Genomic DNA, 1,600 nt, shown 5'->3' on the forward strand with positions numbered 1-1,600 from the left:
CGTGAACAACAAGTCGATGGATCCATTGCTGGCTTACTCATGTAACGCCTGTGACCAGTGCACCATCGTGTGTCCGAAAGACTTCCCGATGAAGGAAATGTTCCTAGGCGCACGTACTGACTTTGTTAAGGCAAACAATGGTGAATCACCAATGCCGGGTCATAAAGCGATCAATATGCACCAGAAACTGGGCTTCTCAAAAATCTTCACTATGGCAAAACGAGCGGTATCGACAAAATGAGTAATAAAGTATTTATGCCAGGATGCAGTTTGCCATCCTATTCACCAGAAGGCGTAGCGGCCATTGCGAGCTACCTAAAAGAAGTATTCCCAGAAATGGGCGCAGTACAGAAATGCTGTGGCAAACCTACCGCGGCTATCGGTCAAACAGAGAAATTCAAAGAACGCTACGGCCAGCTTCAAGCAGACTTCGACAAGCTAGATGCACAAGAAGTCATCGTGGCGTGCCAAAGCTGCTACGGCATGAGCAAGAAGTCTGTCGGCACACAAAAGCCGGTTTCATTATGGAAACTGCTTCCAGAAATCGGTTTGCCAGAAGCGCTACGCGGCAAATCAAAAAACAGGGACGTGGTGTTTACCAGTCATGATTCGTGTTCGACTCGCTACGAGAGAGAACTTCGAGACGGCATTCGCTGGATCTTAAACGAGCTTGGCTACAAAACCTCTGAACCAGAACACACACGTGAAAACACGCGCTGTTGTGGTTTCGGCGGCATGGTTGTACCTGCAAACCCAGACGTGGCAACACGCGTAATCAAGCGCCGTGTTGAAGAGTTCGAGACAGACTACGTCGTGGTTTATTGCTCAGCTTGTCGTGCATCCATGATGGGTGTTGGTACGAAATCTTGGCACATTCTGGATCTGATGTTTGGCCCTGTGATCATGCAAGGCGATGAACCGCCAGTCAACGTACTCGCTAGCCCTGTGAAAGCTTGGTTCAACCGCTACAAATCAAAAGCGGGTCTGATCAAGTGTATGTCTGTATAGCTATCTCTTTTTAATTATTAGGTTTAAGTGAAGTTGAACTTATGAAATTCGTAAAAATCGCTCTTATTGTCGCTGTTGTAGCTATTGCTCTGTTCGCGGCTAAACAAACCGGCATTCTTGAAATCATCACAGACATCAAGAGCCTACAAGATTGGATCGCCAGCTTTGGTGTGTGGGGCTACGCCGTATTCGTGGCAGCATTCGTGCTTGCATGTGTTTTCCTACTGCCGGGCAGCGCGGTCGCCATTGTGGCAGGTATCGTATTTGGCCCTAGCAAAGGCGTTATCTTAGCTCTGTTTTCTGCAACGCTTGGCGCAGTAGCGGCATTCATCGTGGCACGTTTCCTACTGCGCAACACCATCATGAAAAAGTTTGGCGACAACCCAATCTTCAAGAAAATCGATGACGGTGTAGCAGCAAATGGTACAAGCTTCTTAATTCTGACTCGTCTTGTGCCTGTCTTCCCTTTCAGCCTACAAAACTACGCTTACGGTCTAACCAGCCTAAACCTAAGCACTTACGCACTGGTTTCTCTACTGACAATGGCGCCAGGCGCATTCATCTTCGCTTACATGGCGGGGGATATTGCGAC

At 48.2% G+C, this 1,600-nt stretch carries 2 protein-coding genes and 1 pseudogene; all 3 read left to right on the forward strand.

Going from position 1 to position 1,600, the window contains the following annotated elements:
* Window positions 1-241: pseudogene (locus R7Q47_RS23870) on the forward strand (oxidoreductase); the annotation flags it as partial.
* Complete coding sequence (locus R7Q47_RS23875; RefSeq protein WP_318089640.1) at window positions 238-1,008, forward strand: (Fe-S)-binding protein; 771 nt, start codon at window positions 238-240, stop codon at window positions 1,006-1,008. The pseudogene R7Q47_RS23870 and the gene R7Q47_RS23875, both read left to right, overlap by 4 nt.
* Before the next feature lie 41 nt (window positions 1,009-1,049).
* On the forward strand, window positions 1,050-1,600 hold a 551-nt coding region (locus R7Q47_RS23880; protein ID WP_318089641.1), incomplete at its 3' end, for a TVP38/TMEM64 family protein.

Source organism: Vibrio sp. Vb0349 (assembly GCF_033338975.1).

What these genes read in the sequence shown, in the direction of transcription:
- R7Q47_RS23875 (WP_318089640.1), top strand. Translation starts at nt 238, where the DNA reads ATGAGTAATAAAGTATTTATGCCAGGATGCAGTTTGCCATCCTATTCA.